Raw genomic sequence first — 18,723 nt, forward strand, 5'->3', positions numbered from 1 at the left:
TCATGATCGGGACAGGAAGCCTTGAACTGACCTGCTGATGCCTGCCGGATCCAGGCCCAGCTGGGCGCGCAGCTCATGCTGTTCTCCCTGGGGGATGGCGTTGTCAGGGTAGCCGAGACGCAACACCCGTGTGCCGCTCAGGCCATGTTCCTCCAGCAGCTCCAGCACTGCTGTTCCGAAACCGCCCTGCAGGGCATTTTCCTCAATGGTGATCAGGGAGCCGTATTTACCGGCCAGTTTCAGTATCAACGTTGCATCCAGCGGTTTTACAAAGCGTGCATTGACAATTGTCAGACGGATGCCGTGCTGCTGCTCAAGCTCAGTTGCGGCTTCCATTGTCGGCGCAACCATTGATCCCAGGGCCAGCACAGCACCATCACACCCTTCTCGCAGGATTTCTGCGCGTCCGACGGGGATCGCCTTCAAGGTCTGGTCGAGCGGCACACCGTAGCCGTTGCCGCGCGGGTAACGCACGGCAGCTGGAGTGCCCAGGTCAACAGCTGTTGCCAGCATGTGCTGCAGCTCATTTTCGTCTTTGGGGGCCATCAGGGTCATGTTGGGCAGGTGCCGCAGGTAGGAAAGGTCAAAGGCGCCGTGGTGGGTCGGGCCGTCGCTGCCTACCACCCCTGCGCGGTCAAGGGCAAAGGTGACCGGAAGGTTCTGCAGACAGACATCGTGAAATACATGATCGTAGGCGCGCTGCAGGAAGGACGAGTAGACGGCAAATACGGGCCGGAGTCCCTCGGCGGCCAACCCGGCGGCAAACGTGACGCCATGCTGCTCGGCAATACCGACGTCGTAGAAACGCTCGGGAAATTCCTTGGCGAAGCCGGACAAACCGGTGCCGTCCGGCATGGCGGCAGTGATCGCCACAATCCGATCGTCTTCAGCAGCCAGCCTGCAGAGTGCCGAGCCGAAGATGGCGGTGTAGGAGGCGGCCCCCCCCTTGCCTTTGAGAACCTTGCCGCTTGCGATATCGAACGGCCCGACACCGTGAAACAGTGAGGGGTTGTCTTCGGCCGGTTTGTAGCCCTTGCCCTTCTTGGTCAGTACATGGATCAGTACGGCATCATTGAGCTTTTTGACACTCTGCAGGGTTTCGATCAGCATGGGCAGGTCGTGGCCGTCAATGGGGCCGATATAATTGAATCCGAAGGCCTCGAACAGCATGCCCGGTGTGAAGAAGCCCTTGAAGGAATCTTCTACTTTACGGGCAATGTGCAGGACCCCTTTGCCCACATCCACCCGTTTCAGGAATGATTCCACATCCTTTTTGAAGCGATGCACGAACTCGCTGGAAGAGGTGCGGCTGAGAAAGTTGGAGAGTGCGCCGACGTTCTCGGCGATGGACATTTCATTGTCGTTGAGGATAACGATCAGGTCCTTGTCCAGATGCCCGGCGTGATTCATCGCTTCGTAGGCCAGACCGCCGGTCATGGAACCGTCCCCGATCACGGCCAGTACCTTGTTTTTCCGTCCGTCCAGGTCGCGGGCTGCCGCAAATCCGGTGGCCGCCGAGATGGATGTGGACGAATGGCCGACGTCGAAGGCGTCGTGGGGTGATTCAGCCCGCTTGGGAAAACCGCTGATGCCGTTCAGGGTCCGCAGGGTGCCGAAACGGTCGCGACGTCCGGTCAGGATCTTGTGGGCGTAGGCCTGGTGCCCCACGTCCCAGACGATCTTGTCGGCCGGCGTGCTGAACACCTTGTGCAGGGCTATGGTCAGTTCGACCACTCCCAGACAGGGTGCCAGGTGTCCGCCGTTTTTGGCACAGGTTTCAATAATCATCTGGCGCAGTTCTTTTGCTACGGCAGGAAGCTGCTGGGCAGAAAGTTTTTTCAGGTCGTCAGGGGAATTGATTGTTTCAAGAATGGACATAGATACCTTAGTTTTTCCGTTTGACAATATACGTGGCGATCTCCCGCAGCGGATCCGCTTCGATGCCGAATATCTCCAATGCCCGCATGGCTTCGTCCATCATGGCCTGGGCCTCTTCCTTGGCCGCCGCCAGCCCCATGACAGCCGGGTAGGTGGCCTTGCCGCGGGCCTCGTCACTGCCCGCATCCTTGCCGATCTCTTCGGTGGTGCCTTCGATATCCAGGATATCGTCGGCGATCTGGAAGGCCAGTCCGGCAGCTTCGCCATAGCGGGTGATGGCGGCCAGTTTCGGACCTGATGCGCCTCCCAGAAGGGCGCCGGCAACGACGGAGGCCTTGATCAGGGCGCCGGTTTTGTGGGTGTGAATATACTGTACGGTCGGCAGATCGATGTCCGGTTTGCCTTCGCTTTCCATGTCCACAACCTGGCCGCCGACCATGCCGTAGGAGCCGGCACAGGTGGCAATTTCGTGTATTACGGCCAGTTGTGCAGCCGGGTCGCTGGCGCCGGTACTGCGCGGGTCGCTGACCAGTTTGAAGGCCTCGGTCAGCAGGGCATCACCCGCCAGAATGGCAATCGCCTCGCCGAAGACCTTGTGGTTGGTGGGGTTGCCGCGACGGAAGTCGTCATCGTCCATGGCCGGCAGATCGTCATGGATCAGGGAATAGGTGTGGATCATTTCCATGGCGCAGGCAGCCGGGATGGCCCGCTCCGTATCGCCGCCGACCGCCTGGCAGGCTGCCAGCATCAGGATCGGCCGCACCCGCTTGCCGCCGGCAAAGACCGAATAGCGCATGGCCTTGTGCAGGCTGTGTGGCAATTCCGATTCCTTCGGTAGAAATCTGTCCAATGCGGCATCGATGCGGGCGCACTGTTCTTTAAGATATGATTTTAAATCCATGGGAGTGTCCCCTTATCCTTCTTCAGGTTCAAATGGTTCACGGGAAAACGTTCCGTCCTTGCGCTTGAGCAGTACCTCTACCCGTCGCTCGGCCTCGTCAAGTTTTTTTGCGCAGAAGGAGGAATGCTTGACCCCTTCTTCAAATGCCTTGAGAGAATCCTCCAGGGAAAGTGAGCCGCCCTCAAGCCGTCGCACGATTTCTTCCAGTTTTTTCAGGGATGTTTCGAACTTTTCCGTTGCCATAGCATGTGTCCTTAAAGTTGTTAATTATTTCAGAAACTCTCCAAAGCGTCAAGTTTTACGGTTCCTCAAGACCTTCCACGCGACAGATCGCTCTGCCGCGGTACAGCTGGATGGTGATGCGATCATCTTCGGCCAGTTGGGCAATATCGGTCACGACTGTTCCTACACCGATACCTGCAATGGCGTATCCGCGGGAGAGTGTACGCAAGGGTGAAAGAACCTCCAGGCGTGCCGCTACGCCACTGAAGGCCTGTTTCAATCCCTGAGTCTTGTTCAGTATCAGGCGTTCGGATTGCAGGGAAAGTGTTGTGAGCTTTTGCCGAAGTTTATCTGTCTGGCGCTCCGGGCTGTGAAATGCCAGCACGGAGTGCAGCCGTTCGTACTGCTCCCGGCGTCGCAGGGTGGCATTCTCCAGCGCCAGTTCGAGCCGTTCTGTAAGGTCGTCCACCCGTTGGGTAAGGTGACCCAGCATGGTGCTCGGGTCATGCAGAGACCTGCGCAGCGCATCAACACGGGCATCCAGGGCTGTAAGACGGGATTCCATTGCCATGCGCAGATGGTGCTGGAGTGCCTCCAGTTGTCCGCGCAATTCCAGGGAACTGGCAATCACCAGTTCCGCTGCCGCCGATGGTGTCGGGGCTCGCAGATCGGCCACAAAATCGCAGATCGTCCAGTCCGTTTCGTGGCCGACCGCCGAGATGACCGGCAGTTTTGAACGGTACACCGCCCGTGCCACTGCCTCCTCGTTGAAGGCCCATAAATCCTCCAGGGACCCACCTCCGCGCCCGACGATCAGCACGTCCACCAGGCCCAGGCGGTTCATGTCATCAATTGCCCGGGCAATCTCCAGTGCAGATCCTTCACCCTGTACACGCACCGGGTAGAGCAGTATTTCCAGGGAGGCGAAGCGTCGTTTCAGGACGTTGAGTATATCATGGATGGCAGCACCGGTGGCCGAGGTGATGACCCCGATGCGGCGCGGGAAAGCCGGCAGCGGCTGCTTATGGGCTTCGTCAAAGATACCTTCCTTGGCCAGGCGCTCCTTGAGCTGAACAAAGGCCATCTGCAAGGCACCGATGCCGGCTGGTTCGAGGTATTCACAGATCAGCTGGTATTCGCCGCGCTGGTCATATACCGATATGCGGCCCCGGGCGATCAGTCCCATGCCGTCGGTCGGCCGGAATTTCAGATTCTTGACCGAACCCTTGAACATGACACAGCGCAGTTGGGCGCCCGTATCCTTTAGGGTGAAATAGATGTGGCCAGATGAAGGTGTCGAAAGGTTGGATACTTCTCCCTGCACCCAGAGCTGTTCGAAATTTTCCTCCAGAACTCCGCGCAAAAGGGCGGTCAGGCGGCTGACCGTCAGAATTGTTTTTTCGGCAAAAATATCCATATGTCCGCCATTGTAAGTGAAAACCTGGTCGGGTCAATAAAAAAGCCCCGATCCTGATAAACAGGATATGTGCGTTTACGAAATGTTGAGGGCCGGCATTTCTGTCGGCCCTCAACAAACATTTAATGGTTTCATTCCTCTAGCAGGTCGGGCAGCTCATTAACGTCGTCGCGCCGGCGGGGAAAGTGTTGGCGGAGGACATCGCCCATCTCGGCAATCACGCCGACCAGCGCCTCTGTCAGCTGTCCCTGGCGAATGCCTGAGGTGAGAGTGGAGGCGAGCGCGGTCCAGCGCTCTGGCGAGATGACGGTGTTGATGCCGCGGTCCCCCAGGATCCACACCTTACGCTCCAGCAGGGAAATGAAGATCAGGATGCCGTTCGCATCGCGGGTGCGGTGGAGTCCGTTTTCGTAGAAGACGTGCATCGCCTGTTGGCGCACAACCTCACTGACACGCGCGGCTGGGGTGAAGGCCAGCTTGAGCAGCGGCAGGCGGCGCACAGCGGCCAGAGTCGGGAAATAGAGCACAAAGGCCGCAGGGAGGAAAAACCAGACCGAAGTGTCATGAATGATGAGCGCCAGGGCCAGGGCCAGGGCGGCAGAAATGATCGCTGCCGCCTGTACGGCCGCTTCACGGTAGTCGTCGCTCTGCGCCACCAGCAGGGGGACGATCTCGCCCGACGTGTGCGCCTCGGCCTGGCTCACCGCAGCCCGTATGGCTGACTGTTGATCTGTTGTGAGATGCGTTGTGATTGTCGTTTTTATTGTCATGCCAGTCACCAGTCTCCGGATGCGCCGCCGCCGTCAAAACCGCCGCCACCGCCGGAAAATCCGCCTCCGTCGCCCCCAAATCCTCCCCCGCCGAATCCGCCACCCCCGTAGAATCCGCCGCCTCCGTGACCGGAGCGGGCCATGCTGCTGAGCAGAAAGCCCGCTATCAGCCCCACTACTACCAACAGGAGCAGAATCCCCAGTCCCAGGCCGGAAAAGGCCATGCCTGCGGCCAGAGGCAGGCCGACTCCCCCGGCCAGGCCGCCCAGGTAACGGGAGATGGAGCCCAGGGCCACTGCGGCAACCCCGGTGAAGATCAGGAAGGTCAGCAGTGTTGAAGATCCGTTATGCCGCGGTTTGCTCTTCCGCTCGGCAGGGCTGGCCTTGAATTCACCCTTTGTGGCGGCCATGATCCCGTCCACACCCGCGTCAATGCCCTGGTCGAAGTTGCCGGTTTTCAGATGCGGCCGCATGACATCCCTGATGATCCTGCCCGCTGTTAAGTCGGGCAGTACGCCTTGTAGCCCCAGACCGACCTCTATGCGCACCTTGCGTTCAGCCTGGGCCAGGACCAGCAGTACCCCGTTATCCGTGCCTTTTTGGCCGATCTTCCACTGATCGGCCACCCGGATCGTAAACTGGTCGATATCATCACCCTGGAGGGAGGGGACGGTCAGTACGACAATTTGTGTCGTCTGGTCACGTTCGAACGCGGCCAGTTTCTGTTCAAGGCGCGAGGCGGCCTCCGGGGAGAGCATCCCGGCGTAGTCGTTGACACGTCCGCTGAGTTGCGGTACATCCAGCGCCAGCAACGGGAGCGGCATGAGCAGCAGGATGGCCAGTAGGAGTATGCGCTTGATGAACATGTCTAGATGCCTTGTCCTGTCAGAACTTTACCTTGGGAGCCACCTTGGCGCCTTCTTCGGCCTTGAATGCCTCTTTGCGCTGCAGATGCAGCATCATCGAGTTGGTCAGGGAATTGGGGAAGGTGCGGATGCTGGTGTTGAAGATCTGTACCGATGCGTTGTAACGCTCGCGGGCCACATTGATGCGGTTCTCGGTCCCTTCCAGCTGTTTCTGCAGATCCATGAAGTTCTGGTTGGCCTTGAGATCCGGGTATTTTTCAACCACCACCATCAGGCGGGAGAGGGCACTGGAAAGCTGGCCCTGGGCCTGCTGGAACTTGTTCAGACTATCGGGGTTGCTGAGAACGTCCTTGGAAACCTGCATGGATCCGACCTTGGCACGGGCCTCGGTGACGGCCTGAAGCGTCTCGGACTCATGTTTGGCGTAGCCCTTGACGACTTCGACCAGGTTCGGGATCAGGTCGGCACGGCGTTGATAAGCAGATTCTACGTTGCCCCAGGCGGCGGTGACCGCCTCTTCATTGGCCTGCATGGTGTTGTAGCCGCAGCCGGACAGGAGTGTCAGCAGCAGGAACAGGGGGAACAATGCTGATGGGCGTTTCATGGTTTTTACCTCCGTGAATTTTGGGTTGTATCAGTCATGCACTGCATCGTTGTTGCGGTAATGTACCTTCAATATAGTAAGCATGATGTTACAAATCAAGGGCACGATGTTTGCCAGAACAAGCGGCAGGTCGTGGATCAGGACACCGTACATCAGCCAGAGCGCAAGACCGATGGCAAGCAGAAGCGGCTGCCAGATGGAGATGTCACGGGCATGTTTCGTCCGCAGGGTTTTTACCAGTTGAGGTATGGCGGCGATGCTGGTAAGCGCCCCCGCAACGAGGCCGATTGTTGTGGGGTTCACGATCGCTTTCTCCCGTCGAAGCCGGAGCTGGCCCACTCGATCTGGGTCAGCATGCCGCGCAGGATCGAGACCTCACGATTGTCCAGTTCAGATCGGAAGAAGATGCGCCGCATTGAGCGCATGATGTGACCCGGGTTCTGCTCGTTCAGAAAACCGATTTTTTGCAGGCAGCTGTCCATTTGCAGGAACATCGACTCCATTTCGGCCGATGTGGCGATCTGCAGTTCCCTGCCGCCGCCGGGCGATTCACCGGCCTTGCCCAGTTCATAACAGAATACGAGCACTGCCTGGGAAAGGTTGAGCGAACCGTACTCCTCTGCCGTCGGGATTGTCGCATGCCAGCGGCACAGGGACAGCTCGTCGGTGGTCAGGCCGCTGTCCTCGCGGCCGAAGACGATGGCCGCCCGGCATTCCGGCCCGGCCTGTTCCCTGAAGGTGCTTGCGAGTTCGGGCGGAGACATGATCTCCTGGCGATACTTGCCGTGGCGGCGTGTTGTGCCGGCCGTAAGGGTGCAGTCGGCTAGGGCAGATGCCAGGTCAGGGAAGACCTCGGCGCTTTCCAGCAGGTCCCTGGCCGATACTGCAAATTTAAGCGATTCCGGATGGAAACGGTCGCAACCATTCACCAGGCGCAGGTGTCTGAATCCCATGTTTTTCATGGCGCGGCAGGCCATGCCGATGTTGCCGGGTGATTGCGGTTCGACCAGAACGATGACCGTGTTGTCAGTGAATGTACTCATAGGTGTACCTGATCCTGATAAACAGAAGATAGCATCTAACTCGCTGCCCCAAAATCGGGATAAGTGCGTTAACGAAACTTTTTTCTGCAAAAAACGCAGAAACCAGATTTCTAACGCACTAATTGAGACCTGCGTAGAGCCCGCATGCGCTCAAGCCGGATGCGGGCCGGTTTTTTTACTTTCCAGGCGTGGTACATATGGCCGCACCACGCCGTCATGATAAGTCCAATGAGTGCCAGCAGCAGATAATGTTCATATTTGCCGACATCTTCGAGAAACAGTGAGGCGCTTTTGCCAAAAAGGTATCCGGCCAGAGAGAAGATGGTGGCCCACGCAAACGCACTGCACAGGTTTATCAGGAAAAACGTACGTGGAGAAAGGTTGGTTATTCCCAGGATGATTGGAAGTATGATCCTGAAGCCGTAGGTGAAGCGGGAGATGAAAGCCACAAAAGCGCCGTATTTTCCGATCAGGCGAATGGAGTCGCGGAACCTGCGTGCGATGAAATGGAAGCGCCGCAGCAGTGATGTACCCTGTATCCGGCCAAGGTAAAAATAAAACTGATCGCCGAGAAAAGATCCGGCAAAGGCGGTCAGAATCACTCCGCTTATATTCAGATAGCCTTGGAAGGCCAGGAAGCCGGCCATGATCAGAATGGCCTCTCCTTCCAGAAAGGTTCCGATAAAAAGCACCCAGTAGCCGTGGAGTTCAAGGTAGTCTCTGAGAATTTGCTGGAAATGCACTAACCGCACCCGCCGGCAGGGCCAAAAAGCTGATAGAGGCAGCTAATCCTTGCCCTGATACCCAGGATCAGTGCGTTAGCCAAATTCTTTTCTGACGGAAAACCGCAGAAATTAATGTGTGGCTTACAAAACAGCAAGACGACCAGCAATCTCTGACCTCATAAGGTCGATCATTTCGTCAATACGGGCATGACTGTCGATGATTCTGGCTTCATCCTCCAGGCGCGAGAGCAGTTTTTCTGTCTTGTCGTTATCCAGCAGGACAGTATAGCCTCCGGCTTCGCCAATACATTTCTCGACAAGTGTGCGTCCTTCCCGAGAAAGGTACGCCATAGCCACTTCCTGGAGGTCATCGACCAGTTCAGTCAGTTTTTCCACGCTGTGCGTTTGGGGGCTGTCGGGTTGTGGGGTGGGGGGGATGACAGGTGCTGAAAATGCTGAAAATTCTTTGGGCTGAGTTGCGTTTTTTTGAGCCTGAGACGACGCTTCTTTTATCTGGGAAGATATTTTCCGGGAGCTGGCAGTTTCCCAAAGCTTGCTGAGATTGACCATCTGCAGAAGGTCATACAGCATGAGCTCTTCAATCGGCCTGGTAGAGCGCACTTCAAGGCGTGCACCCGGCAGGGCGGCAATCTTGCGGGATTCATCAGGTGATGTTTCAATGGCCCGCGAACCATCGTGATAGAACCCGATTGGCAGGCCGTTGCTGTAAAACATCATGGCATAACGGTCGGCGGTATAAAAATGGACAACTCCATTCATGTCCTGATTCTTTATGCGTGCAAGCATGCTTTTTATGTCTACCTGCCTGACTTCATCCCCATTGAAAAGTTTTGTGCCGAGAACCAGTGCGTGGGCGCACATGGCGAGATCGGTCGTCATGCGGTAGACATTGATCTCGCCTCCGGCGCTGAAGATTTTGTCAAACATCTGCGTGATGGCCTCAAATCCGGTTTTATCTTTATCCGCCTCAGAACTGACAGCGCAGATCAGTTTTCCCTTTGCGAAAATGCAATAAGCCTCGAAACCGGCGGCAGTATGACTAAGGTAACCGGTGAAGTGGCCTTTGCCAAGTTTTTCAAGTATATCGGGGATGATAACTTTGTCTGCGGAAATTTGCTCGTAGAGCGGGTTTGCTTTAGGCAAAAAATGCATTGCCACTGCCTCCGATGTAGTATTGGATGCGCTTTTGAGTGCTGGAATCAGTCAAAGTGCTTGAATGTCATGCGGTTGATAACGTAAAGTATTTTAAGGATCATGTCAAAAACTAAATTTAATCGCCGATCGTGCTGAAAATACTAATATAACCAGGTTATTGTACTTGACATTAATAGGTTTGTTACAGTACTTTCATCCTGTTTTAATCTTAGCTTTACTAGATAATAGCGTCAGTGGAGACGAAAGGAACACCAAGGGTGAGTTCTAAGAAGGATAAACTCATAGAGGAAGCCCAACGACTGGCATTGCGCGGGCAGCTCGATAAGGCCATCAAAGCTTATGAACAGGTGATGGCGCTGGATCCTTCCGCCCTTAATCATCGACAGAAGCTGGCCGAACTTTTGGTGAGGGCCGGTCGGTCTGATGACGCGCGTGCCGAATTTGAAGCGATCGGTAAAAAATTCACTTCCGATGGCTTTTATCTTAAGGCTATCGCCGTGTACAAGAAGCTGCAGGGGCTTTACCCAGGAGACATTCCTATTACACTGACCCTGGCCAGCCTGAACGAGAAGCATGGTCTGGTGGCCAATGCCTTGGCGGAATACAAACAGGTCTACGATTATTATGAGAGAGCTTCCAACAGGGAAGATGCACTCACTGTGTTGGAGAAAATGCAGAATGTTGATCAGCAGAATATCAACGTAAAGCACAAGCTTGCTGAGGCCTATTTCCAGCTTGGCAAAAAAGACGATTCCTATGCAGTTTTCAGTAAGCTTGCAAAGATCCTGCAGGATCGGGGCGATGCAGTCGCGTTTGCGAAGCTTGATGCACGTATTCAGCAACTCTTCCCCCAAAAATCAGAATTTGCCCTGGAGATCCTAGCCGAGCAAATTGCTAACGGCAATGCCGCCAGTGCTGTTACCGGTCTTCAGGCATTGCTGCGCACCAATTCCAATGACAAACGCATCTGGGAATTGATTGTAGAGGCATTCACTCAGCTGAATCAGCCTCAAAAGGTGAAGGTCGCGTATCAGCATTTTCTCAAATGTTTTCCGAACGAGCTTTCTGCGCAGGTTGGTTTGATTGGATGTCTTGTTTCTGAAAAGGATCTGAAAGGTGCCTTGGCACTGCTTGACAATTACGAACTGGGATTGTTCGCAGGACGTTTTCTGGAGGATCTTGAGCGTATCTATCGTAGCCTTGATACAATAGACCCGATCAACCTGCGTGTTCTTGAGGGGCTTAATCGAGTGTGCATGGCTCTCGGCAAGGCTGAAGATTCTGCTGCTCTGCAATCCAAGATACAGTCTTTGCAGGGAGTATCTGATAAGGGGCCTGACGTTGCTGCGCACGTTCAGGAGGATTCCTTTGAAGAGCAGTCTTTTTTTGGCGGGCAGGCTAGCGATGAACCTGAATTCGGTGAAGTGTCTTTTGCCGACATAGACACTGAAATCTCATCAGCTGATAGCCGGTCTGTTTCCAGTGCACCTGTTGACGCAGGAGTCTTTGAAGATTCGGAAGACGAGGTTGATATAGAGGTTGAGTTCGATGTCGATGATGACGACTTTGAAATCCCTCTGGACACGGCTGATACCCCAGGTGATGATTGGCTCGATGCGGCCGGAGAAATATTCGATAACATTGCAACCAAGCCTCGCGGGGTCAAGTTTGCCAGTGGACTGGATGGGGCAGATGCTCAGTCCCATTATGATCTTGGCGTGGCATTCAGGGAAATGGGGCTTTACGATGAGGCCATAAACGAATTTCGACAGGCATCTGCCGATGGTGGCAGACGTCTGGAGTGCCTCGTACTGCAAGGTGCCTGCCTACGCGATAAGGGCGACCTGGTAAACGCTGAAAAGGTGTTGAAAACTTTAATGAATCCGGGTCTTGGTCTTGAAGATGCCAGCTCTGTTAAGTATGAGCTTGCTTTGACCTATGGAGCCATCGGCAAGAATGATCAACTTGTAGAGTTGCTTACTGAGATAGAAAAGTCAAATTCGGGATATCGGGACGTCCGTGTTCGACTGGTTGCTGCCGGCAAGGATAAGAACTCTCTTGATTTTTCCGATGATGAATTACTTAAATTTGATCTTAATTGACTGTCCGCGGCATTAAACTACACCCTGTATATGAGCTTTTGTTGCTGTGAACGACGTTGATAGAAAAAATTGCGATGAAGGAGGTTGATGCATGAAGAAAATGGTTCTCGGTCCGGTAGGAACGTTGTGCCTGTTTGCGGTTTCAATTGCTAACCCTGCATTGGCAGCAGAGCTGCTCGAAGTCAATCCTGTAACATCCGGTTCTGGTGTTGTCATAGAAGTATCGGCAGATATTCCTATGACCTATACCTATTACAAGGTGCCGGGGCAGGCCCGTGCTGTGGTTGATATTGCCGACGCCGACCCGGAAAAAGTTGAGCCGCTGATCGTCGTAAATAAGGGAGCTGTGTCCAGTATCAGTGTCGATAAGGCCCTGATTTCGGATATGACCGTCAGCCGTCTGGTCTTTAACCTTGTGGCGGAATCTGATATTTTTGTCAAGCATGCAGCTGATCGAAAAAAACTATTGATTACTTTCGGTAGCGGAGCGACTGTAGCTGCTGATGCACCCGCACTGAGTCCCGTTCCGGTTGCTGAATCTAAGCCCGTTGCTGTACCTGTTCCTGTAGAAGAACCTAAGAAGCCTGAGGTGGTGGCTGTTGTTGCTCCGGCCAATTCGCTTACCAAGGAAGAGGAAGACCCGCTTGGACTTGATGAGCCGGCTCCTGCTGCAGCCCCGGCTGCTGCCCCGGTCGCAGCCCGTTCTGAAAAAGCAGAGTCGGTTGAGTCTGCTATTGTTGACCAGTCGCCCTCCAAGGCCGTTGTCAAGGGGATTGTCATTGGCTCATCCTTTATCGATATCCAGGCATATGGAAATGTTGATAAAATAAAGCACGTAAAGCTTACCCAGCCGGACCGCTTGGCAATTGATATTCCGGGTGTGACCACATTAACTGCGAATAAGGTACCGGTTAATAAATTTGGTATTGCAAAGGTTCGGATTGGGACTACCCCTGGTGTTGTTCGTGTTGTGCTGGATGCATCCCGGTCGCCTTTTCCTCCCTATTCAGTTGTTTTTACAGAAAATGGTGTGCGGGTTAACTTCAAATAGACTCTTCTGAATATGTTGGTGAAACAAAAAAAACAGCCTGCGTACGCAGGCTGTTTTTTTGTTGAGCTAAAAAGAAATTGGGGTTTTAGAAAAAGCTATTTCTTGTTTTCTTCCATAATGTAGTTCAGAAGAACAACTGTTTCCCTGATCTCCTGTTTGTTCATGTCAGAATTCGGCTTACGCAGCATCTTGATGCCATAGGCCTTTATTGCCTGTCTGTCGAATGTCTGACCGGTTATGGGAGCGCGACCGGTTTGAACTGCGATGACCGTGCGCTCCATGGTGTGACACTTGACGCATTTCTTTGACATCATCTCGAACGAAGCCTGGTACTGCGCAGGTATACTTGCAGGATCAAAATTCATGACCGCACCACGTCCTTTAACTTTGACGCGTGCATCTGCATTGACTGAAATACTAAATGTGATAAGTGCCGTCAGGAAAAAGAGTTTTCTCATAAATACTCCTCGGTGCAATGTGTTCGGTTTCTTATAGCAATAAATAAAAATATCTGCAATCTACATCTTAACTAACTGTTAGAAACTGAATGTTGCACCTAACGTCCCGATGCGGTTGATAACGGTCTGTCCGATTTCATATTTGAACTCAGTGGACAGCTTGAAGTTCTCGAGTGGAGTGTAGCCAAGGGTTGCAATGTATCGTCGTGAGTTGTTTCTCTCAAAGAAGGCGCTTTCACTTTCATTCTGCAGGAATTCAAAGCGTGCAGCAGCAATCAGATTGACCAGGAGGGTTACTTCACCTTCGACTGTGAAAGCCTTGGAGATAACCTTGGCCCATGGGTGTGCAGCAAGTGCTGCATTGTCATCTTCTCCTATATTTGCCAGCATGCGCAGACGGTAAATCTTGTAGAGAAGTTCAGTGTCTACACCGGCACGGTAGTACGTGTTTCTTGGATCATTTGAATTGCTTTTACCATTTTTGCCATAATAACCATAAGCGCCAGTTGTTACGGTCAAAAAGTCGAGGATGTTCTCCTCCTTGTCCAAGTCAATATTGGGCTCGTTACCCAGGTAATCTGCTCCACCGAACTTATAGGAAACATGTCCGTAGGCGTCCTTCTCGTTCTGACCTTTGCGGTTGACGAGGCCGGCGGCTACAAAGAAACGTTTGCCCAGGATACTGTTCAGTTCCAATGCATCCTGGGGCTGCTGAATCCTGAATTGTGATTCACTACCGACCGAGTAGGAGTAGGGGACATAATCGTTCGTGACAGAGAGCTTGTTATTGGTCTTCCAGAGTCCAAGCTTAGGCTGCATGCGGCCGATTTTAAGGTTGACAGGGGTGCCCAGCAGATTGCGCCACTGAATGAAGAATTCATTGATGTTACTTCCGGCGTTCGACGGAGTCGCACTTGTATTGGAGTTGCCTGATCCTTCAGTATAGGCAACATAGGTGCCAAAGAATCCAATCTTGTCACGGAAATTACCCGCAGCATGCAGTTTGAACGAGCGTGCGGCGAAATCTACCTCGTTGCCACCGACGATATTTCTTCTGTCGCCGGTATAATAATTGATCGAGCCTGTAAAAGATATCGGCAACTGTTCAGGAATGCCGGCCAGGATCATTCCTTCTGACTGGGTCTCTTCCGGCTCAGCAACTACGGCAACCGCGACAGGTGCTGCTTTCGCAGTCTGAGGTGCAGCATCTGCGCCCATGGCGCCGGCTTTCAGCTTGCTCAGCTTCGCTGTATCACCATCACCCTTGACGTTAGGTGCATCAGCGGCTGGGGTTTCAACTGCAGCAGCAGTATTTTTTGCAGGTGCCGAAACAGTTTTCTTGGCGGATTTGCTTCCCTTGCCGACATACACATAGGAGTTTTTGAGGAAGGCATCGCCGTACTCGTTCAACTCAGGGTAGATGGTGTGACAGGTGGTACACTCCACCTTGTGGGCGCGGCTGAAGGCTGGTACAGCGTGTGACGTTGAAACATTGATTACGAGCATCATTATGCATGTAATGCTAAGTACTAAAAATTTCATAGGACCTCCTGATTGTAAATGTTCTTTAGATGGATAGCATTGTTTCAATAAACAGGGTTATTTATATCGCTGCCTGGTCGCCAATTGCGAAAATTCTTTGAAATATAGACAGTATAACCTAATGTACTGTTTCTGAATAAATAGGTACAGGCGGCATCCTTCTGCTCTGCAGTCAGAGAAGCAGATGATTGAATTGCAGCTTCAACGTCAGAATAATAGCCGGCCGTGTTTGTCGTTGTTTTAACGTCGTTGTCGAAGAGCCAGCTGATGGAATCATAAATCAGACGTTTGGCATAGTAACGGTTGTGGGCGAATGCACCGTAATCATGGTGGAGCAGGTTATAATTGAAGGCAGCTCCCATATTGTTGTCACCTGTACCAGTTATGCCGGGTGAAGCGGTAGCAGAACGACATGTTTTGGTTGCGGATACATAGGTAAATGATGTTGTTCCACCAGTTTGCCAGTTTTTTACTGCCTGATTTTCCGAGCAGCTTCCGGATTCCACGTAGCCGACAACATATGGTTTAGTGAAGAAATAAGGATTGGTAGTTGCGAAGTAAATAAACAGTTTTTCTTTAATCATTACATTCAGAGCTTCCATCGCAGCGTGGAATTGTTCTCTCTCGTGATTTATAACATCGGCGCTCATCGCGCTGTGGCAGTTGGCGCAAATTGTGCTGGTCAGCTCAGTGGCGATGGCTGTTACTTTGTCATTGCTGCTCTTTTTAACCGGCAGAAAGGTGTGTCTGCCCGGCTTCATGTGGCAGGTAATGCAGGGACCAGAAGTACCGGTGTTGCTGTAATTCCCGACGCCAATCCTGTCGTGAGCATATTCAGAAGGATTATTGTAATACTGCGAACTGTAGAACTCAAATCCGCTGGTTCTAAATATCGTCGCACCAGCTGTCAGGTAGTGAGAATTTTCGAACCCGGCATTTGTGAAGTTATAAGGACCGCTCGGAGTGATCACTTTGTTATCTGTCTTGGTCGGGTTTGCCAGCTCTTTGATGACTTTTCCGTTTTCCCGTCCCACATGGCAGTTCAGGCAGATATTTGACTCTCCGATATTGGGGTAGGTAACAGGTATGCGAACCCGCATTTTGCTGACGGTAGACTTGTTGTAGTAGGCCGTTACCTGCCCAACTGAACGTCTCTTGTAGCCGTAAGCGTAGCCTTTGCCATCATCATGACAGACGTTGCAGGCAAGTACTTCTTTACCATCCGTCTTTGAGGTGCCGCCGTACGCTGGCGCAATGCTTTGATTTGCCAGGAAGTTGATGTGACCTGTCGCAGTGTGACAGCGAACGCAGTCAGCACCAAAAGAGTTGGCTGGAGTGGCCCCTGGGGTTGCTGTGCTGCGGGCTGGATCCCTGCCAAAATCATAGTTTCTCCATGGAAGAGCTGTGACATCTCCTTTACCGCTGCGCGCCCATTGGCGTAATTTCTCCATATTCGAGCTGGTGTCATGAGGGTTGTGGCATTTTCGGCAGTTTGATACATAATTTTTAGTGACGTAGCGCGCATTGTATGCGCCGCTGGTGTATGCTTTTAACGTTGGAGTTGAGAAATGATCTGTAAGGGTGTTGGTGATTTCACCCCCGAAATCCCTGCTGGTACTGTAAGCATTATTAGCGTTGTTGATGTTGTGACAGCCTGCGCATTTACCCGCATCATCAGGATTCTTGATCGGGTTGAATGCGGCACCGATTGTGTGACATTTATTGCACGATGCGGGATGGGTGAAGCCTGTGCCATGACAGTCTCCGCAGCCTGCTCCGCCTTTGGTGTTGTGGGCGGAAAGTTTCCACTCGTCCACGACATTCTTGCCAGTGCCTGGTGTCACCCAGCTAACATCTTGGTGACAACTGATACAGGCTGTTGAATCATGTGCTGCTTCGGGGCTTGTCCCGCCCGAACCGCATCCGGCAAGCAGTAGAGCCATGCCGATAGATATAAACAGAGAAGCAGAGTACGCTAATTTCATTGGTTCAAACCTCCTGAATCCGAAGTGGAGCAATCGGACTTAAAAAAGGCGGGAAAACCCGCCTTTTTGAATTATTTGAGTAGTCGGTAGATATACATGAAGGTGCCACCGACGGACAGTCCTGAGAGCAGACCTGCATACCGGTTGACGGCTTGGGAAAATCCAACCCTGAGAGGATAGCTGTCAATATCGGAGGTTTCTTCAGTCATAACGGCGATAATGTCCTGCCAGTCCTTGTCCCACTGGAAAACCTGAAGGTAGAGTTCTGATCCCTTCCAGAGGAAGATGCAGATAAATACGATGCCGAACGCAATAAAACCCTTTGAAATCGTAGCGTCCTTGATTGTTTCGTAGATCTTTCGAATGATTTCGAGATTCATGACGCACAAGAAAACCCAGATGGCATTTTCAACCATCTTGATGTTTCTGATGGTGTTGGGACTCGGGGTCGGGTTGACAAGCAGGAACAGACCCGAAAAGGCCAGAACGGCAACGGTTGATAAGTACACGTACAGTTTTTGACCGGAGATTTCGAACGTCTTGCAGAAAACGTAGTATTCGAGGAATCCGTGGGTGATCAGCATGATCGCCAAGGTTCCTATGATGTAGTGAAAGGCAGAAAGCTTGTAAAAATGTACAAACGGGTTGATCGCATAGGCCTGGCCGAGAAAGATAAGAAAGAATCCGATCGAGATACTCGTCCAGACACGTGCGTTTCCTAAGCTGAAGTAAAAGCTGACGGCTCCTGCAACACCCCAGAATATTACCTGGATGAGATCGAACGGATTAAGCTGGGTGAGCAGTTCGACGAGATTTTCCATATACCCTCCAATGAAGACCAGTTTTGTAACTTAGGAATTATTTCCTGCGCGTTTGGTAGAATAATTTCATCAACGCACGATTTCTGTGTGTCAGGAGTAACGCTAGAATTCTGATTTTGACACAGTTATGAGTGTAGTAAGTTTTTCCATCAGCAGTTTGGTGTTTGTGCCACTGATCAGCAGTTTTGCTGCCCGCTCAACGCCGTTAAGAAGTTTTGTTGAACCAACATCGTCAATTAAGCAGGTGTTTCCGCCCAGGTCTGAGATTTCTTTGTCGACGATACCGCGACCAACCTTGCCGATGTATTCAATCACGATGTTCTTGAACTGATCTTCCAGCTCAGATAGCTTGAGCGAAACGGATTTCTTATCCCGCTCATCCCGCTCTTTGTGGATTTTATCCGTATCCAATTGGTGGCGGGAAACAGATGTGTCCCAGATCTTCTGGATATTGGCTACCTCCAGAAGGTCCACTCCCATCAGTTCCTCCACCCCTTGGGTCGAGAACAGGTCGATTTTAGCGCCGGGCATCCCGGCGATTTTCTGGGATTCGGTTGAAGATGTCTCGATGTCGTGAGAACCGTCATGGAAGAATCCGAGCGGGTTGCCGTCCTTATAAAAAATCATGGCGGAACGGTCTTCTGTAAAGATGCGCAAACAGCCATTCATCTGGTCGTCCTTGATCTTTTCCAGCAAGGTCTTGATGTCGATCAGTTTGAGCTCTTGGGCCTTGTAGAGGATCTCTCCCTGGAGCAGGGCATGAATGCACATGGTGAGGTCTTTGGAGAGTTTGTAGACATTCATGGCGCCGCTGTTTGAGGTCACCATAAGTTCTACCAAGGCGGAAAGGGCTTCAAAGCCCGTCAGTCGCCCACCTTTCTGTTCTTCAAGGAGTACGCTGACCAGTTTACCCGCTTCAAACACAAGGATGGTTGTTGATGACTGAAAAACAAAACTGGCGTAGCCGGTAAACGCACCTGAGCTCAATTTTGTCATGACTTCCGGCAGCTTAAGCTTGGTGGCTGCCAGGTTTTCAAACAGGGGGTTGCCTTTGGGAAGAAGGAACATCTGCGCCTCCTGAGTCGGATGGGCTTCGGACAGCCGTGTAAAATGATGACAATCTTTAAATCAAAACAGTCGTGATGTCAAAACAAATTATGCG

18 protein-coding genes are annotated in these 18,723 nt (G+C 52.5%); 2 read left to right on the top strand and 16 right to left on the bottom strand.

The genetic code is table 11. From position 1 onward, the window contains the following. The 11 genes from dxs to ACOCF6_RS17530 form a co-directional block, all read right to left on the bottom strand. Complete coding sequence (gene dxs / locus ACOCF6_RS17480; RefSeq protein ID WP_482461608.1) at positions 1-1,878, bottom strand: 1-deoxy-D-xylulose-5-phosphate synthase; 1,878 nt, start codon at positions 1,876-1,878, stop codon at positions 1-3. 7 nt (positions 1,879-1,885) lie between these two features. Beyond that, complete coding sequence (locus ACOCF6_RS17485) at positions 1,886-2,779, bottom strand: polyprenyl synthetase family protein (RefSeq protein WP_482461609.1); 894 nt, start codon at positions 2,777-2,779, stop codon at positions 1,886-1,888. 12 nt (positions 2,780-2,791) lie between these two features. Then, a complete protein-coding gene (locus ACOCF6_RS17490) occupies positions 2,792-3,022 on the bottom strand; it encodes an exodeoxyribonuclease VII small subunit (RefSeq protein WP_482461610.1) in 231 nt (76 codons plus the stop codon). Positions 3,023-3,077: 55 nt separating this feature from the next. After that, on the bottom strand, positions 3,078-4,418 hold the full coding sequence (gene xseA / locus ACOCF6_RS17495; protein ID WP_482461611.1) for an exodeoxyribonuclease VII large subunit: 1,341 nt from the start codon (positions 4,416-4,418) through the stop codon (positions 3,078-3,080). A gap of 131 nt (positions 4,419-4,549) precedes the next feature. Beyond that, complete coding sequence (locus tag ACOCF6_RS17500) at positions 4,550-5,188, bottom strand: TPM domain-containing protein (protein ID WP_482461612.1); 639 nt, start codon at positions 5,186-5,188, stop codon at positions 4,550-4,552. A 5-nt stretch (positions 5,189-5,193) separates the two neighbouring features. Beyond that, complete coding sequence (locus tag ACOCF6_RS17505) at positions 5,194-6,054, bottom strand: TPM domain-containing protein (RefSeq protein ID WP_482461613.1); 861 nt, start codon at positions 6,052-6,054, stop codon at positions 5,194-5,196. A 19-nt stretch (positions 6,055-6,073) separates the two neighbouring features. Next, a complete protein-coding gene (locus tag ACOCF6_RS17510) occupies positions 6,074-6,658 on the bottom strand; it encodes a LemA family protein (RefSeq protein ID WP_482461614.1) in 585 nt (194 codons plus the stop codon). 30 nt (positions 6,659-6,688) lie between these two features. Then, on the bottom strand, positions 6,689-6,961 hold the full coding sequence (locus ACOCF6_RS17515) for a SemiSWEET family sugar transporter (protein WP_482461615.1): 273 nt from the start codon (positions 6,959-6,961) through the stop codon (positions 6,689-6,691). Next, a complete protein-coding gene (locus ACOCF6_RS17520; RefSeq protein WP_482461616.1) occupies positions 6,958-7,701 on the bottom strand; it encodes an RNA methyltransferase in 744 nt (247 codons plus the stop codon). The genes ACOCF6_RS17515 and ACOCF6_RS17520 overlap by 4 nt, the downstream gene beginning before the upstream one ends. A 110-nt stretch (positions 7,702-7,811) precedes the next feature. Then, positions 7,812-8,444, bottom strand: a complete 633-nt coding sequence (locus tag ACOCF6_RS17525) for a DedA family protein (protein ID WP_482461617.1) — start codon at positions 8,442-8,444, stop codon at positions 7,812-7,814. 123 nt (positions 8,445-8,567) lie between these two features. Next, entirely contained in the window at positions 8,568-9,599 is a 1,032-nt protein-coding gene (locus ACOCF6_RS17530; RefSeq protein ID WP_482461618.1) for a GTPase-activating protein, read from the bottom strand. 260 nt (positions 9,600-9,859) lie between these two features. Between ACOCF6_RS17530 and ACOCF6_RS17535 the strand changes: the two genes are divergently transcribed. After that, positions 9,860-11,704, top strand: a complete 1,845-nt coding sequence (locus tag ACOCF6_RS17535; protein WP_482461619.1) for a tetratricopeptide repeat protein — start codon at positions 9,860-9,862, stop codon at positions 11,702-11,704. A 91-nt stretch (positions 11,705-11,795) separates the two neighbouring features. Beyond that, positions 11,796-12,755 carry an AMIN domain-containing protein gene (locus tag ACOCF6_RS17540; protein ID WP_482461620.1) on the top strand — a complete coding sequence of 320 codons (960 nt, stop codon included), beginning with the start codon at positions 11,796-11,798 and terminating at the stop codon, positions 12,753-12,755. A 95-nt stretch (positions 12,756-12,850) separates the two neighbouring features. Here ACOCF6_RS17540 and ACOCF6_RS17545 read toward each other — a convergent pair whose 3' ends face one another. The 5 genes from ACOCF6_RS17545 to ACOCF6_RS17565 form a co-directional block, all read right to left on the bottom strand. After that, a complete protein-coding gene (locus ACOCF6_RS17545) occupies positions 12,851-13,213 on the bottom strand; it encodes a cytochrome C (protein WP_482461621.1) in 363 nt (120 codons plus the stop codon). Positions 13,214-13,291: 78 nt separating this feature from the next. After that, a complete protein-coding gene (locus ACOCF6_RS17550; RefSeq protein WP_482461622.1) occupies positions 13,292-14,755 on the bottom strand; it encodes a hypothetical protein in 1,464 nt (487 codons plus the stop codon). A gap of 44 nt (positions 14,756-14,799) precedes the next feature. Next, positions 14,800-16,740 carry a multiheme c-type cytochrome gene (locus ACOCF6_RS17555; RefSeq protein WP_482461623.1) on the bottom strand — a complete coding sequence of 647 codons (1,941 nt, stop codon included), beginning with the start codon at positions 16,738-16,740 and terminating at the stop codon, positions 14,800-14,802. Positions 16,741-16,811: 71 nt separating this feature from the next. Beyond that, entirely contained in the window at positions 16,812-17,561 is a 750-nt protein-coding gene (locus ACOCF6_RS17560; RefSeq protein WP_482461624.1) for a hypothetical protein, read from the bottom strand. Positions 17,562-17,663: 102 nt separating this feature from the next. Then, positions 17,664-18,629 (bottom strand): DUF2226 domain-containing protein, encoded by a 966-nt coding sequence (locus tag ACOCF6_RS17565; protein ID WP_482461625.1) that lies wholly within the window; start codon positions 18,627-18,629, stop codon positions 17,664-17,666. Positions 18,630-18,723: the final 94 nt, after the last annotated feature.

The sequence above is a fragment of the Geobacter psychrophilus genome, assembly GCF_056821595.1.

Excerpts from the sequence above, each read along its gene's own strand:
- dxs (WP_482461608.1), bottom strand. The coding sequence starts at position 1,878 with ATGTCCATTCTTGAAACAATCAATTCCCCTGACGACCTGAAAAAACTT.
- ACOCF6_RS17485 (WP_482461609.1), bottom strand. The coding sequence starts at position 2,779 with ATGGATTTAAAATCATATCTTAAAGAACAGTGCGCCCGCATCGATGCC.
- ACOCF6_RS17490 (WP_482461610.1), bottom strand. The coding sequence starts at position 3,022 with ATGGCAACGGAAAAGTTCGAAACATCCCTGAAAAAACTGGAAGAAATC.
- xseA (WP_482461611.1), bottom strand. The coding sequence starts at position 4,418 with ATGGATATTTTTGCCGAAAAAACAATTCTGACGGTCAGCCGCCTGACC.
- ACOCF6_RS17500 (WP_482461612.1), bottom strand. The coding sequence starts at position 5,188 with ATGACAATAAAAACGACAATCACAACGCATCTCACAACAGATCAACAG.
- ACOCF6_RS17505 (WP_482461613.1), bottom strand. The coding sequence starts at position 6,054 with ATGTTCATCAAGCGCATACTCCTACTGGCCATCCTGCTGCTCATGCCG.
- ACOCF6_RS17510 (WP_482461614.1), bottom strand. The coding sequence starts at position 6,658 with ATGAAACGCCCATCAGCATTGTTCCCCCTGTTCCTGCTGCTGACACTC.
- ACOCF6_RS17520 (WP_482461616.1), bottom strand. The coding sequence starts at position 7,701 with ATGAGTACATTCACTGACAACACGGTCATCGTTCTGGTCGAACCGCAA.
- ACOCF6_RS17530 (WP_482461618.1), bottom strand. The coding sequence starts at position 9,599 with ATGCATTTTTTGCCTAAAGCAAACCCGCTCTACGAGCAAATTTCCGCA.
- ACOCF6_RS17540 (WP_482461620.1), top strand. The coding sequence starts at position 11,796 with ATGAAGAAAATGGTTCTCGGTCCGGTAGGAACGTTGTGCCTGTTTGCG.
- ACOCF6_RS17545 (WP_482461621.1), bottom strand. The coding sequence starts at position 13,213 with ATGAGAAAACTCTTTTTCCTGACGGCACTTATCACATTTAGTATTTCA.
- ACOCF6_RS17550 (WP_482461622.1), bottom strand. The coding sequence starts at position 14,755 with ATGAAATTTTTAGTACTTAGCATTACATGCATAATGATGCTCGTAATC.
- ACOCF6_RS17555 (WP_482461623.1), bottom strand. The coding sequence starts at position 16,740 with ATGAAATTAGCGTACTCTGCTTCTCTGTTTATATCTATCGGCATGGCT.
- ACOCF6_RS17560 (WP_482461624.1), bottom strand. The coding sequence starts at position 17,561 with ATGGAAAATCTCGTCGAACTGCTCACCCAGCTTAATCCGTTCGATCTC.
- ACOCF6_RS17565 (WP_482461625.1), bottom strand. The coding sequence starts at position 18,629 with ATGTTCCTTCTTCCCAAAGGCAACCCCCTGTTTGAAAACCTGGCAGCC.